General features: G+C 65.3%; 13 protein-coding genes. 10 read left to right on the top strand and 3 right to left on the bottom strand.

Features of this window, described 5'->3' with window-relative positions:
* Nucleotides 1-158: 158 nt before the first annotated feature.
* The 6 genes from ACX12F_RS15530 to ACX12F_RS15505 all read left to right on the top strand — a co-directional run bounded on the left by ACX12F_RS15530 (nt 159) and on the right by ACX12F_RS15505 (nt 6,934).
* Nucleotides 159-1,964 carry an N-acetylglutaminylglutamine amidotransferase gene (locus tag ACX12F_RS15530; RefSeq protein WP_459365445.1) on the top strand — a complete coding sequence of 602 codons (1,806 nt, stop codon included), beginning with the start codon at nt 159-161 and terminating at the stop codon, nt 1,962-1,964.
* Nucleotides 1,961-3,688 (top strand): N-acetylglutaminylglutamine synthetase, encoded by a 1,728-nt coding sequence (gene ngg, locus ACX12F_RS15525; protein WP_459365444.1) that lies wholly within the window; start codon nt 1,961-1,963, stop codon nt 3,686-3,688. The genes ACX12F_RS15530 and ngg overlap by 4 nt, the downstream gene beginning before the upstream one ends.
* Nucleotides 3,689-3,744: 56 nt before the next feature.
* Nucleotides 3,745-5,007 carry an osmoprotectant NAGGN system M42 family peptidase gene (locus tag ACX12F_RS15520; protein ID WP_459365443.1) on the top strand — a complete coding sequence of 421 codons (1,263 nt, stop codon included), beginning with the start codon at nt 3,745-3,747 and terminating at the stop codon, nt 5,005-5,007.
* Nucleotides 5,008-5,018: 11 nt separating this feature from the next.
* Nucleotides 5,019-5,240 (top strand): hypothetical protein, encoded by a 222-nt coding sequence (locus tag ACX12F_RS15515; protein ID WP_459365442.1) that lies wholly within the window; start codon nt 5,019-5,021, stop codon nt 5,238-5,240.
* A 637-nt stretch (nt 5,241-5,877) separates the two neighbouring features.
* Nucleotides 5,878-6,159, top strand: coding sequence for a hypothetical protein (locus ACX12F_RS15510; protein ID WP_459365441.1), 282 nt, complete (start codon nt 5,878-5,880; stop codon nt 6,157-6,159).
* Nucleotides 6,125-6,934, top strand: coding sequence for a SigB/SigF/SigG family RNA polymerase sigma factor (locus tag ACX12F_RS15505; RefSeq protein WP_459365440.1), 810 nt, complete (start codon nt 6,125-6,127; stop codon nt 6,932-6,934). Before ACX12F_RS15510 ends, ACX12F_RS15505 begins: the two co-directional genes overlap by 35 nt.
* A gap of 199 nt (nt 6,935-7,133) precedes the next feature.
* On the opposite strand, the gene ACX12F_RS15500 is transcribed toward ACX12F_RS15505, so the two are convergent.
* Complete coding sequence (locus tag ACX12F_RS15500) at nt 7,134-7,499, bottom strand: PE-PGRS family protein (protein ID WP_459365439.1); 366 nt, start codon at nt 7,497-7,499, stop codon at nt 7,134-7,136.
* A gap of 237 nt (nt 7,500-7,736) precedes the next feature.
* On the opposite strand from ACX12F_RS15500, the gene ACX12F_RS15495 reads away from it, so the two are divergent.
* The 3 genes from ACX12F_RS15495 to ACX12F_RS15485 are packed head-to-tail and all read left to right on the top strand — an operon-like array spanning nt 7,737 to nt 9,847.
* Nucleotides 7,737-8,942 carry a globin domain-containing protein gene (locus tag ACX12F_RS15495; RefSeq protein WP_459365438.1) on the top strand — a complete coding sequence of 402 codons (1,206 nt, stop codon included), beginning with the start codon at nt 7,737-7,739 and terminating at the stop codon, nt 8,940-8,942.
* Between the two features lie 11 nt (nt 8,943-8,953).
* Nucleotides 8,954-9,373: a hypothetical protein gene (locus ACX12F_RS15490; RefSeq protein ID WP_459365437.1), complete on the top strand. Its 420-nt coding sequence runs from the start codon at nt 8,954-8,956 to the stop codon at nt 9,371-9,373.
* Between the two features lie 45 nt (nt 9,374-9,418).
* Nucleotides 9,419-9,847: a VOC family protein gene (locus tag ACX12F_RS15485; protein WP_459365436.1), complete on the top strand. Its 429-nt coding sequence runs from the start codon at nt 9,419-9,421 to the stop codon at nt 9,845-9,847.
* A gap of 10 nt (nt 9,848-9,857) precedes the next feature.
* Here the strand turns inward: ACX12F_RS15485 and ACX12F_RS15480 are convergent, their stop codons facing one another.
* The gene (locus tag ACX12F_RS15480; protein ID WP_459365435.1) at nt 9,858-11,816 is read right to left on the bottom strand and encodes a YhgE/Pip family protein; all 1,959 of its coding nucleotides are present in this window, start codon (nt 11,814-11,816) and stop codon (nt 9,858-9,860) included.
* A 2-nt stretch (nt 11,817-11,818) separates the two neighbouring features.
* A complete protein-coding gene (locus ACX12F_RS15475) occupies nt 11,819-12,508 on the bottom strand; it encodes a P-loop NTPase family protein (RefSeq protein WP_459365434.1) in 690 nt (229 codons plus the stop codon).
* Nucleotides 12,509-12,775: 267 nt separating this feature from the next.
* On the opposite strand from ACX12F_RS15475, the gene ACX12F_RS15470 reads away from it, so the two are divergent.
* Nucleotides 12,776-14,062, top strand: coding sequence for a lipase family protein (locus ACX12F_RS15470; RefSeq protein WP_459365433.1), 1,287 nt, complete (start codon nt 12,776-12,778; stop codon nt 14,060-14,062).
* Nucleotides 14,063-14,069 lie beyond the last annotated feature (7 nt).

Here is a 14,069-nt window from a genome sequence, read left to right as displayed (position 1 = left end):
ACTTTCGGGCCGGGCACTTTCCGGACCGTCAATCGGATCGCTGAATCCAGTGCGAGCAAACATAGTGCAGCAGTAGATATTTGATTGATCATCACGTCGACGGTGAACATCGGGTACGGTGGCACCGGAGACGTCCACCAAGGGAGCTGACTTCCACCATGTGCGGCATTGCCGGCGAAATCGCCTGGGGCCGTGGTGCTGATCTGGCGGCAGTGGCTGCCATGACCGACCGTTTGGCATCGCGGGGCCCGGACAGTAGCGGCTTGTGGGTACGGGACGGGGTGGCGCTTGGCCACCGGCGTCTGGCCATCATCGATCTGTCCAGTCACGGACATCAACCCATGCATGATCCGGAGCTCGGGCTCACCGTCGTGTTCAACGGCTGCATCTACAACTATCCCCAGCTGCGCCAGGAGCTTTCGGGCAAGGGGTACCGCTTCTTCTCCCACAGTGACACCGAGGTGGTGCTGAAGGGGTACCAGGAGTGGGGCGAACGGGTCGTCGAGCACCTCTACGGAATGTTCGCGTTCGCCGTCGCGGAGATGGAAACGGGACGGGTGCTGCTGGCGCGCGACCGCTTGGGGGTCAAGCCCCTGTACTGGTGCGAGGCCGCCGGGGGAGCGGTGCGGTTCGCGTCGTCACTACCGGCGCTGGTCGCCGGGGGTGGGGTCGATACCGATCTCGATCCGGTTGCCCTGCAACACTATCTGAGCTTTCACTCGGTCGTGCCTGCTCCGCGCACCATCCTGCGCGGTGTGCAGAAGCTGGCACCGGGCACCATGATGCGCATCGAACGCGATGGCAGGCGCACCGAAACGACCTATTGGGAACCGATTTTCGAGCGGTCGCTGGAGCGGGCCGACTGGACCGAGAACGACTGGCGGGACGCCGTGCTGGCGGCACTGCGCACCGCGGTCGAACGCCGACTGGTCGCCGATGTGCCGGTGGGCTGCCTGCTCTCCGGTGGTCTGGACTCCAGCTTGATCGTCGGCTTGCTCGCCGAGGCCGGCCAGCACGGCCTGGCCACGTTCTCCATCGGGTTCGAAGCCGCGGGCGGGGAGGAGGGCGACGAGTTCAAGTACTCGGACGTCATCGCCCGCCAGTTCGACACCGACCACCACCAGATCCGCGTCGACTCGTCACGCATGCTGCCCGCACTCTCGGGTGCCATCGACGCCATGAGCGAGCCGATGATGAGCCACGACTGCGTGGCGTTCTACCTGCTGTCGCAGGAAGTCAGCCAGCACGTGAAGGTCGTGCAGTCCGGGCAGGGGGCCGACGAGATTTTCGCCGGTTATCACTGGTATCCGCCGATGGCCGGCGCAATGGACAACGATCCGGCCGACGCGCTGCAGCGCTACCGGAGTGCATTCTTCGACCGCAGCCACGACGCGGTCAACCGGCTACTGCAGCCGCAGTGGCAACTCGAGCACGATTCTGCGGGGGCGTTCGTCCTGCAGAATTTCACCCATCCCGGTGCGGCCACCGCCACCGACAGGGCGCTGCGGCTGGACACCACCGTCATGCTCGTCGACGACCCGGTCAAACGGGTCGACAACATGACCATGGCCTGGGGATTGGAAGGCCGGGTGCCGTTCCTCGACCACGACCTCGTCGAATTGGCAGCGACCTGTCCGCCGGAGTTCAAGACCGCGCAGGGCGGCAAAGGTGTGCTGAAAGACGCTGCGCGCAAGGTCATCCCGGCCGAGGTCATCGACCGGCCCAAGGGTTATTTTCCGGTGCCCGCGCTCAAGCACCTCGCCGGGCCCTACCTGGACCTGGTCCGCGACGCACTGCACAGCCGGGCCGCGCGCGACCGTGGCCTGTTCGCACCGGAGGTGGTCACCGAGATGTTCCGCGATCCAAATGGCAGTCTCACCCCGCTGCGCGGGAATCCGTTGTGGCAGATCGGTTTACTGGAACTCTGGCTCGCCCAGCACGTTGACGGGGCGGCCCGGTCATGACCACGGGCAAGGGCAGCGCCGGCAGCACCGCGGTCGGCGTCGTCCAGGATCTCGGGTGGGGACGGCTGGTCTTCGGCCAGACGTTCGGCGACCCCGCCGAATTCGGTGTCGCCCTGCGCGAGGAAGCCAGCGGGCGCCGAGACATCGGGATGTATCTCGATGCGCCGCACGTCTTCGTGGCCCTGCACCCGCACGAGTTCTTCATCGACCCAAGTTTCACCTACCGGCTCGACCTGACGAAGCCCATGCAGTACCAGCCGCCCGATGTCCCGGGATTGTCGGTGCGCCAGGTGAATTCGTTCGAGGACTGTGTCGCGATCAACCACATCTACTCGCGGTGCCATATGGTGCCGGCGGACAGCGACCTGATGTGGGCCAACAGCCAGTCCGCGCCGCAGGTGGTTTACCTGGTCGCCATCGACGATCAGAGCGGCCAGATCGTCGGTACGGTCACGGGCATCGATCACGCGCAGTTGTTCGGCGATCCCGAGAACGGCTCCAGTTTGTGGTGCCTGGCAGTCGAGCCGGTCGCGGCGCGCCCCGGCACCGGCGGCCTGCTCGTGCGCTCGCTGATCGAGGAGTTCATCCGGCGCGGCCGGGCCCAGATGGATCTGTCGGTGCTGCATGACAACGGCGGCGCCATCGCGCTGTACGAGCGCATCGGCTTCACCCGGGTGCCTGCAGTTCTCGGGATCAAGCGCAAGAACGCCATCAACGAACCGCTGTTCGCCCCGGTGAAACCGGAAGAGGAACTGGCCCAACTGAATCCGTATGCGCGCATCATCGCCGACGAGTCGATCCTGCGCGGTATCGCGGTGGACGTGCTCGACGCGCAGGCCGGCTACCTGCGGCTCACCCACGGCGGCACGAGCATCGTCACCCGGGAATCGCTGTCCGAGCTGACCAGTGCCGTGGCGATGAGCCGGTGCGATGACAAGCGCATTGCTCGCGCCGTCGTCGCCGACGCGGGTATCCGCATACCGGAAGGGTGCACGGCGACCTTCACGGACGAGGACTGCCGCTTTCTGGAGAAGGTGGGCACGGCCGTCGTCAAGCCGACCCGGGGAGAACAGGGATCCGGCATCACCGTCGGGGTCACCGGAGCCGACGAGCTGAACCGTGCCATCGAACTCGCCGTACAGCATTGCCCCGACGTTCTCATCGAAGAGCGCTGCGAGGGTGAGGATCTGCGGATCATCGTCATCGGCGGCAAGGTGATCGCCGCAGCCATCCGCCAGCCGCCCGAGGTGATCGGCACCGGTACCCACACCATCCGCCAGCTGATCGAAGCGCAGAGCCGGCGCCGGTCGGTGGCCACGCACGGTGAATCGGTGATCCCGTTGGACAGCGTCACCGCGGACACCGTGCACAAGGAAGGCTGGCAGTTGGACGATGTACTGCCGGCCAACGAGCGACTGATCGTGCGTCACACCGCGAATCTGCACACTGGTGGCACCATTCACGACGTCACCGACGAGCTCAATCCGATGCTGGCGAAAGTGGCCGTGGAAGCGGCGGAGGCCATCGAGATTCCGGTGACCGGAATCGATCTGATCGTGCCGACGGTGCGCGGTGAGGAGTACGTCTTCATCGAGGCGAACGAGCGTCCGGGCCTGGCGAATCACGAGCCGCGTCCGACCGCCCAGGCGTTCATCGATCTGCTGTTCCCGCGCACCGCGGCCACTCCGTGGGCGTGGCATCCTGATCCGATCGAGCAGCACTGAGTGACCCCAGAAAGTTCGAATGTCGTTGTTGCACAAGGTGCCGGTGAATTGGAGGGATGATGGCTGAGCCCGACGATGCCGAAAACTTGCACATGTCGGCGGATGACCGTGGCTGGATGGTCGACACGCTGTTGGCGTTGTTGCAGACGCCGAGCCCGTCGGGGCGCACCGATGCGGTGATGCAACTGATCGGCCAGACCCTGACCAAGCTCGGCGTGCCGTTCACGCTGACCCGCCGTGGCGCCCTGATCGCCGAGCTGCCAGGACGGTCGCAGACCACCGACCGGGCCATCGTGGTGCACGCCGACACCATCGGCTGCATGGTGCGCGAGCTCAAGGACAACGGCCGGCTGGCGCTCGTTCCGGTCGGCACCTTCTCGGCCCGTTTTGCTACCGGCGCCCGGGTCCGGATCCTGCCCGACGACAACGATCAGTTCTTCACCGGAACCGTCATGCCACTGAAGGCCAGTGGTCATGCGTTCGGTGACGAGATCGACACTCAGCCAACCAGCTGGGACGACGTGGAAGTGCGGGTGGACCGCAGTGTGCAGTCACGCGCGGATCTCGAACGGCTGGGCTTGAACGTCGGCGATTTCGTCGCCCTGGTGGCCAGCCCGGAGCTGACCGAAGACGGTTTCGTCGTCTCCCGGCACCTCGACGGCAAGGCCGGCGTGGCCATCGCCCTGACGCTGGCCAAGGTCGTCGCCCAGCGCAACATCGTGCTGCCGCACCGGACAACGCTCATGGTGACCATCACTGAGGAGGTCGGCCACGGCGCCAGTCACGGCCTGCCGCCGGATGTCGCGGAACTGGTGTCCGTGGACAACGCGGTGTGTGCGCCCGGCCAGCAGTCCCTAGAGCACGGCGTCACCATTCCGATGGCCGATATGCACGGACCGTTCGACTATTACCTGACCCGCAAGTTGTGCAAGTTGGCCCAGGAAAAAGGAATTACCCACGCGCGCGACATTTTCCGGTACTACCGATCGGACGTTGCGGCAGCCATCGAAGCCGGCGCGGCCACCCGTGCGGCGCTCGTGGGGTTCGGGCTCGACGGCAGCCACGGCTGGGAGCGCACGCATCTCGATTCGCTCGAGGCGACCTATCTGCTGCTGTACAGCTGGCTCCGCACGCCGCTGACTTTCGCGATGTGGGACGCGCAGCCGTTCGGCGATCTCGAAGATTTCCCCGCCGAACAGGCCGCTGCCAGCGAGCAGTGGGTGCCGCTGTCGCGCGGTGACTACACCGACCCCGGCGCCGCGTCACAGGGACAACACTGGCCACCCGAGGACGGCAGCGGTGAGGTGTTGCCGGACTGACCGCGCAGGAAGTGAGCGAGGAGCTGCTGGTTCACCCCCGGGTGCGGCGCGGGCAGGTGGTCGAGTCATTGCAAGACGAGGTAGATGAGACCAAGGAGCAGCTGGACCACATACGGCAGCTGGACCTGGCGTCAGCAGAATTCGAGGCAGCGCTCACCCACCTGCGGCAGGCCACCGAGGACCACACCCAGCGCGTCGAAGCCGAGGAATTTCCGCTGTTGACGGACCGGTGATCACCGGGACGCAGACTGCTCGACGCGTGGTTGCGGCGTGGAGCGGCCCCGCTTGCCCATGACGAATTGTGCTGCCTGATCGGCCATTCCGTTACGGCGTACGCGACATGGGCGGCGTTGTCGCCTCCTGCCGTGGAGCACGGTGGTGACCCGGTGCACGGCGGGTTGAAACCAGCACTGCATCAATCGTTCGGCACGGGCCCGACGGGGCGCAGCCCGAATTGCCAACGTTCGCTGCTTGCCGAGGGTTCGGCGCCGGTCTCGCCGGCCTTGGCGCAGTGGTCGCAGCAGTATCGGCGGTCATCGATTCGCACCGGGTGGCCCAAGATTCGGCATCCGCAGTGCCGACACATCGCGGCCACCATTGTGGCCATGCACTCGATGCAGTCAAAGGTGGCACGGCGGCCGTTCCAGTTGACGGTGAACGCCTGGTCGCAATCTGTTCCGCACGTAACGCACACCGCCATCTGCAAATTGCTTCCCGTCCGGCTTTTCGTCTGTTGCTGTCGTCGGTGGTCTGCATACCCTGGGCGGCAATCGGTGAAACCTGTTCTAACGATTCACTTTTTCACGTCTGACCAGGGATTATTGCTGTTCGCAGCGGGCCTGGCGGTGGTGCTCCGATCCGATCGGCGGTATGGTCGATGACAGCGCCGCCACGGCGCAGTTGCTTAGACCGAAGCGACGGCAGCTGAAAGCTTCCTGTCCGGTGTGCGGCCGCGGTCCAGATCAGGGCGCGGCGCAATGGACACCGTGGGTGGCGATCAGCGACGGCAGATTGCCGGTCCACGTGATTGGTGGAAACAACATGCATGCCACATCGCCGGGAGTCGCTGGTGAGTTGATTTTCCCGATGCGTGTTGTGGGCCTGGGAAGGCACGTTCATGTCAACCTTGTTGCTGGAGAAGCGCTTACCTGAAGGCGCCCGTTACTCAGATGAATATGCGGATGTCCCCGCCATGGTGGCAGAGCTGCGGGCCCGTCCGGCAGCGTCCGACGAGTTCATTCGGCAGCGCGACAACATCGTGTTGCGGTGCTGCCCGTTGGCGGACCGGCTGGCGCGTCATTTCGATGGCAGGGGAGAGAACATCGACGACCTGGTCCAGGTCGCCCGCGTCGGTCTGATCCAAGCGGTCAACCGTTTCGACCCCGACAACGGCGCGGGATTCGTGGCGTTCGCGGTCCCGACCATCATGGGCGAGCTCCGGCGCCACTTCCGTGACTACGGCTGGAAAGTCCATGTGCCCAGGAGCATTCGCGACATCCGTCAGCAAATCAAGGGCGTGACAACAGAATTGACGCAGCGCTTGGGTCGGTCGCCGAATGCCGGTGAACTCGCCGAGGCGCTGAGCGTTGCCCCGGAACGGATCGTCGAAGGACTGCTGGCGGCCAATGCCTATCAGCCGCAATCACTCGACACGCCTGTGGTCGACAATGACGACAACCCCCAGTCGATCGCTGATCTGCTCGGCGACGTCGACGACGGGTTCGAGCGAATCACTGATCGGGAGTCGGTGAAGCCCGTGCTCGAGGCGCTCCCGCCGCGCGAACAACGAATTCTCTACCTGCGATTCTTCGCATCCAAGACCCAACGTCAGATCGCCGATACGATCGGCGTCTCGCAGATGCACGTCTCGCGGATCCTGGAGCGGACGCTGCGCGAGATCCGAGAGCAGGTGGCGGCGCAGAGTTGACTGCGCTCCGGCGTGACGGCACAGGGCTGATTCTCCGCGCCGTTTGGAGTGACGGGGAGAATCAGCGCTGGGCCGGTGAAGTAGATGCGGATGCGACCGTGGCGGCCGACTTTCTCGACGTGCCTGTGCGGCAAAGACTTTCGCCCCGAGCGCACCAGTGGCGTCGACCGCCTGTTGTCCAGGCGGGGCTCACCGATAACTATCCGTGGCCACCGCCGCAGCCGACTCCAGGAACGCAGCCGCTGCCGCCGGGCATGCCACCTGGACCAGCGTTGGTGCCACCGGAACCGCACGCCGTGCCGAACTGGGTGGGTACGCAGCCGGCACCTCCCGGGCCGCCTCCGGGACCGCCGTTCACGCCGCCGGAACCACACTGGCCGTTGACGCAACCGCCGCCGCCCGGCCCGGGGCCGGGATCATCGGCGGGCTGCAGCGGGTAACTGGTCAGCACCGGATGGGCGCCCACCGTGCTCGACACGATGTCGGCTGATACGAACGGAGCGGCCACGCCGGCCGATGCGAACGCGCCGGCTGCCAACAGGGGAATGATCTTGTTAGTCAACATATCCAGTTCATTGCCGCCCTGGGGCGCGGTCAAACATTGTCAGCGTTGATCAATTCGAAGCTCGGAGTCCACCCACGGCGATTTGTGGGTACTACGGTGTGTCGTAGGTCACCATCGGTAATACTTGCATCGATGATGCTTATTTAAATAGCCTGCTTGACAGGTGGAGGACGGGCATCGGGAATTCTTCGAGCCAGGTCGCGCCAGCGCACTCACAACGCAGTGAAAGGTTCTGCCATGTCGTCTACATCGCTTTTGTCGCCGTCGCTTTTGTCCCCGGCCCACGCCGAGGTCGTCAAAGCAACATTGCCGGTGGTCGGTGGTGCGATCGGAGAGATCACCCCGGTTTTCTACCGCCGGTTGTTCGCGGCGCATCCCGAGTTGGAGCGTGATCTGTTCAACCGCGGCAATCAGGCCAACGGATCGCAGCAGAAGGCGCTGGCGGGATCGGTCGCCATGTACGCGACGCTGCTGGTCGACCCGGATGCCCCCGGCGCCGACGTCATTGAGCGGATCGCCCACAAACACGCGTCCCTCGGTGTGGCACCTGAGCAGTATCCGGTGGTCTACGAGCACCTGTTCGCGGCGATCGTCGAGGTGCTCGGCGCAGACGTCGTCACGGCCGACGTCGCCGAGGCGTGGACGGCGGTCTACTGGTCGATGGCCGACCTGCTGATCGGTCGGGAACAGGAGCTGTACGAGGCGGCCGGCACGGATCCGGAGCATGTCTGGATGCCGGTCAAGGTGGTGGACCGGGTGCAGCAGTCGCCGCTGACGGTGGCCTTCGGGCTGGCCGCCGTCGATGGCGGGAAACTCCCCGCCTTCACTCCGGGACAGTACATTTCGGTGGCCGTGCAACTGCCCGACGGGGCTCGTCAGATTCGTCAGTACAGCTTGTCGCACGCAGGTGCCGACGACCGGTGGCGCATCTCTGTGCGTCGTGACGGCGCGGTGTCGTCGTACCTGCACGAGTACGTGTTCGAAGGCGATGTGCTTCAGGTGTCGCACCCGTTCGGCGACATCGCCCTGGACAGTCCCGCAGACACGCCTCTGCTGCTGATCTCGGCGGGCATCGGGATCACCCCGGTACTGGGCATGCTCTACTTCATCGCGGCAGAGCAGCCGGGACGCCCCGTGACGGTGGTGCACTGTGATCGCACCCGCGCCAGTCACGCCCACCGCGCCGAACTTGCCGATCTGGTCGACCAGATTCCCGGTGCCACGCTGCACACGTGGTACGACGGGCTGCCCGACGACTATCCGTTGACCGAACCGGACCGGCGCGGCCGAATCGACCTGAGCGCCGTCGACTTCCCGTCCGGATCCAACGTCTACATCTGCGGCCCGACACCGTTCATGGAAGAGGCGGTCCGGCAGCTCGGGGCGGCCGGGATACCGCGAGAGCGCATCTGGTTCGAAGCGTTCAGCCCGCTGGCCGTCTAGCCTCGCAGCCGATGACTACTCCGACAGCGATCCAGGTCGCCATCACGTTCGTCTGGTTGGGGATGGTGCTCGCGATCTCCTTCCTGGAGGCGCCGCTGAAATTCCGGGCTCCGAACGTCACGCTGCAGATCGGGCTCGGGATCGGGCGCCTGGTATTCCGCGCGCTCAACATGGTCGAGCTGGTATTCGCGGCGGGAATTGTGCTGTCGGTCTTGGCGAGTCGGCCTTCGGTGCCCGTCACGGCCGCGTTCGTCGTGGCCGTGACGGCGCTCGCGGCACAGCTGCTCGTCGTACGGCCCAGGTTGAATCGCCGATCGGACGAAGTGCTGGCCGGCCGTGTCGGGCCACGCTCCCGCGGTCACTACGTCTACGTGGCGCTGGAGTTGATCAAGGTCGTCGCCCTCCTCGTCGCCGGCATCTGTTTGCTCTGATTGACCACCGCGAGCAGTGTCGGCAGGACTACGTAGCCTGGGGCCATGAAGCAGCAACTGCACTTCTTCACCCTGGCCACGGTTGACCTGGATGCCACGCGCCAGTTCTATGCCGCGCTCGGCTGGGCCCCGACGCTCGATGTGCCAGGAGAGATCATCTTCTACCAGTCGGCGCCGGGTCAACTACTCGCCTTTTTCCTCGCGGAGAAGTTCAACGCTGACCTCGCGCAGGCGGCCGACCACTCACAGGTCAGCGGAATCACGTTGGCGCACAACGTCGACAGCCCGGACGCGGTCGTCGAACTCGCGGCCGCGATGACCGCCGCGGGTGGCACCACACTCAAGCCGCCGCAGCCCGGGCAGTTCGGTGGGGTGTTCCACGCGCACATCCAGGACCCCAATGGCGTGATCTGGGAGATCGCGCACAATCCGAACTGGCGGATCAACGCCGACGGCACCGTCAGCCTGGGATAGACGCTCTGCCCTACATCTTGATGGCGGGCAGCAACCGGATGAGGTTCCAGGTTCGGTTGCGGCGGGCACAGAGGCTCGAAATGCCAAGGGAGCCAAGCCAGATGGCAACCAGCACGATGATGGCCTGCCATAGCCGGTTGTCGATACCACCCAGGATCAGCTGGCGAAGTCCGTTGACGCCGAACGTCATCGGGTCGAATCTGTGCAGCACCTGGAACGGTCTGGACGTCGTCTCGACGGGATACATACCGCCGGCGCTGACCATCTGCAGCATCAGCAGCGCCATGATCAACACGCGCCCGACCGCCGGTCCGACGAGCGCATTGATGGCCTGCGTCGCCGCCACGAAGGCCAGCGAGATGAGCATCATGAAGCCCAGCATCGCGACCGGATGCGACACCTGCATACCGAGGCCGAACCGTACGACGCAGTACAGAATGATCGCCTGGAACAGCGCGATGACCGCCGCCGGTAGGTAGCTCGCCAGCACCACCCTGATGGCCAGCACCTCAGCGGCGATCGGGCGGTTCTGCAAGGGCCGCAACACCATCCACAGCACCAGCGCGCCGAAGAACAGCGCCAGTGTGAGGAAGAACGGAGCCATGCCGGTGGCGAAGTTGGGGGCACCGTTCTCGTGTGAGGACTCCAGGTTCACCGGACCACCGATGGTGTCGGCGATGGCCTGCTTCTGCCGCTCGGTCCAGTTCGGCACCTGTTTGGCGCCGTCCGCCAGCTTGGTGGCCAGTTCGTGATTGCCGTCCTTGAGTTGGACGGTGCCGGACTTGAGCTGGCGTGCCCCGTCGTCGAGTTGCACGATGCCGCTGGCCAATTGCGCATTTCCGGTGGCCAGCTGCTGGGCCCCGCTCCGCAACTGGTTCAGCTTGTCGGTGAGCTGCTGACCGCTGCCGCCCACCTGATCCAGCGCGGTCCGCAGCGGGCTGCCGGGGGAGCGCAGGGTCTCGGTCATCGAGATGGCGGCGTTGCGTCCATCGGTGATCTGCTGACGGATCTGGGGCGTGAACTGATGGCCGTTCAGCTGGTCCTGGACGCCGCGCAGGGTATTCACCGCGCCGACCGACACCGGGTCCTCGTTCACCGAAAGTTGTTGGATCACCGAACCGATCGCCGCTGCCGCCGTGTCCTGCGCGGTGGCCAGGGCGCCGGCCTGATCGGCAGCCTGCTCCAGGGCTGTCGCGCTCTGCTGCAACTGCTCGGTGCTTCCGCCGACCTGTGACAGCGCCTTGGTCACTGTCAGCAGCGGGTCGGTGGCCTGATTGATGCCGGCGGACAGCTGCTTGGCCCCGGCGGAGAGTTTGGCCGAGCCGTTGCGGGCGTCGTCGAGACCACCGACCAACTTGCCTGCGCCGACATCTACCTGCGCCGCGCCGTCGGCCAGCTTCTGCGCCCCGTCGGCAGCCTGCTTGATGCCGGTGCCGGAGGAAACCACCACGGACAGAATCTGATTGACCGCCTGACCCGAGATGCGGGTGGACACCGCATTGAGCACCTGGCTGGTGGCGGTGCGGCCGATGGTCGAGGAGATGTAGTTGTTGGCATCGTTGTACACCGCGATCAGCTGGGCTTTTTCGGGATTGCCCGTGACCGGCGAGGCGACGGCCTCGCTGAAGTTCTCCGGCAGCTCCAGCATGAAATAGAACTTGCCGTGCTCGACGCCGTCGCGTGCTTCCTTGTCGCTGACCACGTGCCAGTCCAGGCTGTGATCGGCAGTCAGGCTCCTGGCGATCTCGTCGCCCGCGTTCACGTGGACACCCTCGACGACGGCGCCGCGGTCGGCGTTCACCAGGGCCACCGGCATCTTGTTGACCTGACCGAACGGATCCCAGAACGCCCACAGATACAGCGCGCCGTACACCAGCGGCAGCAGCATCAGCACGACGATCGCGGCGCGCGTCATGCGGCTGCGGCCGAAACGCTTGATCTCAGAACCGAATGCGAGTCCAGCGAGCATGGTCAGGCCTTTCCGGTGTGCATGCGGAGGTCATGCAGCACATGTTCGGGTGCGTCGTCACCCAGCGGGTTGGTGACCCCGACGACGACGGTTCGGTGTTCGGCGAGGGCGCCCAGGCGCTGCACGGCGAGGTCCCGGCGTTCGTTGTCCCGCACCTGCTCGAGGTCGCCCACTATCAGGAAGGGCCGGTCGGACATCAGGGCCAACGTGATGCGCAGCAGAAAGAGCTCGAGATCGGACAGTTCGATGATGAAGGTCTTCGGCGACAACAGGGGAATGTCGCCGAAGACCGCCGCCATCTCGGGAGTGTCCGACTGGACCGGCACCCAGGCCGGGAATGGTGACACCCAGCGGCGCTGCTCGGTGAGCACCGTCTGGACCGTCACCGTCTCCTCGAGATCGTCGATCTCCGCGAATGCGGCGATGGCACAGTGCTGCCGGATGCCGCGCGGTCTCGTCGCTCCGCCCACGCTGACGGTGCCCTTGGTCGGCTTGAGCCTGCCGGCGAGCGTGAGCAAGAGCGTGTGCTGTGCCGGTCCGCCGGGCATCTGGATGGCGTGGAACCCCGGCTTCAGTTCCAGGGTGACGTCGGAGAAGAGTGGACCGTGTTCACCGACGACGCCGAGGCCCTGCGCGGTGATCACCGGCGGGCCGTCCGCTGGGTCCGTGGCGGCCGTCGTCTCGTCGTCCATCAGTGCTCATCTCCGGGGTCGAAGTAACGATGGCCAGTAAATCAGCGTGGGAAGGCAAATCTGCCGTTAGCGGGTATCCGGAGGTTGTGATGTCCCGCGGATTCCGGCGCGACACGCCAGGGCAGACACAGGCCGCACGGCAGGCCGCGTGGATCGCTTCCCGGTAATGTCTGTGCGACCCGTCACTAGACGTTTGTCAAGAACATAATTCTCGGTATTTGGAATTACCAATTTCATTTACGAGAGCATCGTTGTTATTGTCCCGTTATGTATCGCATCGGGGGCGTTCTGGGCGCATGTCTACTTCTCGGTTCACTACTTGTCGGGCTGCCCGCGGCCCACGCAGACGGCGATGAGCCGCAGTACGCCGACTTCTATCTGCCACCCGATCCACTGCCCCCGGGCCGGCCCGGCGATCTGATCCGGACCGAGCCGTCGCGGCTGGTGCTCGAACCGTCCGGGCAGCTGGGCGCGATCATGGCCACCGGAACGCGAATCATGTACCGCAGCACCGACGCCCGCGGAAATCCGGTTGCGGTCACCGGCACCTACTTCGAGCCGTACAACGACTGGCCGGGCAAGGGGCCGCGGCCGCTGATCAGTTACGCGGTGGGCACCCAGGGACAGGGCAACCAGTGCGCGCCGTCGCGGCAGTTCAATCAGGGCATCCACTATTCGGGTGGCTGGGACATCATGGTCAACTACGAAGAAGCGTTCATCGCCACGATGGTGGCCCGGGGCTTCGCGATCGTGATGACCGATTACGAGGGCCTCGGCACTCCCGGGATGCACACGTACGTCAACCGCGTCGCCGAGGCCGCCGCGGTGCTCGACGCGGCTCGAGCCGCCAAGAAGCTCCCCGGCACCTCACTGGATCCCGATGGGCCGGTTGCCTTCTGGGGCTACTCGCAAGGCGGCGGCGCCGCGGCGGCGGCTGCCGAGCTGGCGTCGTCCTATGCACCCGAACTGCATGTCGTCGGTACGTATGCCGGGGCGCCCGTGGCCGACCTCAAAGAACTGTTCCCGTACACCGACGGCAGCGCCCTGGTCGGTGTCGTCGGGTACGCGCTCAACGGCGAGATCTACGCGTATCCGGAGTTCGCCGATCTGATCCGGTCGAAGCTCACCCCGCGGGGCAAGGACATGCTGGAGAGCGTGTCGCGACAGTGCGTCGGGCAGACGATCGTCGACTTCATGTTCCGGCACCTGCAGCCGTACTTCACCGAGGACATCAACGTGCTGATCGAGGAAGAGCCCTTCAAAACGCTGTTCGACATGCAGAAGCTCGGCAAGTACAAGCCGGGCGCTCCGGTACTGATCAACAGCAACCGATACGACCCGCTGGTGCCGTGGACCGCCGCGAACCAGCTGGGCCGGGACTGGTGCGACAAGGGCGCCGACGTCGAGTTCCGCACCAACGAGGAGCCGCCGTTCCTGAACAAGCTGGTGATCAACCACGCCTTGCCGATGCTGGTCGACGGCGAGCCCGCGATGCAGTGGATCGCCGCGCGGTTCAACGGTGAGCCCACGTCGCCGAACTGCGGGACGTACTGACCCGAAG

Source organism: Mycolicibacterium sp. HS_4_1, assembly GCF_054515875.1.
Note: the sequence above shows the minus strand (reverse complement) of the source record. Positions and strands in the feature narration are given on the sequence as shown.